The following is a 764-nucleotide window of genomic DNA, read 5'->3' on the forward strand; positions in this document are numbered from 1 at the left end:
CCGGTCTTCACCTGGACGGGCTTCTACGCCGGTTTCAACGCCGGCTACGGCTTCGGCACCGGTAACGACCGCGCGCCCACCGTCGTCGCCGTCTCGCCGGGCACCCGCCTCTTCGCCGCCGGCAACACCTTCACCTCGGGCGTTCTCGCCTTCGGCGGTGAGCGGTCCTCCGACGGCTTCGTCGGCGGTGGCCAGATCGGCTACAACTACCAGTTCACCCCGGGCTCGGGCATCGTGATCGGCGTCGAGGCCGACGCGCAGTACGCCGATTTCGGCCGCAACCGGAACCGCTTCGCCTTCGCCGCGCCCGCCGGCAGCACCCTGGTGCCCGGCTCGCTCGTCTACAACCCGAACGGCCTCTCGAGCCTCGACTACTTCGGCACCGTGCGCGGCCGCCTCGGCTACGCCTTCGACCGCACCCTCGTGTACGCCACCGGCGGCTTCGCCTACGGCTCGGGCGGCGGCCGTGACTTCGGCCTGCCGAACGCCTCGCGTGACGAGTTCCAGACCGGCTACGCCGTCGGCGGCGGCATCGAGTACGCCCTGCCCACCGACTCGTTCCTGAACTTCTTCCGCTCCTCGGCCGTGACGCTGAAGGTGGAAGGTCTCTACGTGAACCTCGACCAGGGCAACCGCAACAACGGCGTGTTCGCCACCACCCCGGCCGGCGGCCTCGTCGGCATCGGCTCCCCGGGCGTCGCCCTCGTCTCCGGCGTCACCAACAGCCGCCGCGACACCGAGTTCGCCGTCGTCCGCGCCGGCGT

General features: G+C 71.1%; 1 protein-coding gene. It reads left to right on the plus strand.

Annotation, left to right across the window (positions count from 1 at the left end):
* The coding region (locus AX737_RS06300) for a porin (protein WP_066919916.1) at positions 1-764 on the plus strand (764 nt) is incomplete at both ends.

Source organism: Methylobacterium sp. CCH5-D2 (genome assembly GCF_001556475.1).
Classification (GTDB): domain Bacteria; phylum Pseudomonadota; class Alphaproteobacteria; order Rhizobiales; family Beijerinckiaceae; genus Methylobacterium; species Methylobacterium hispanicum.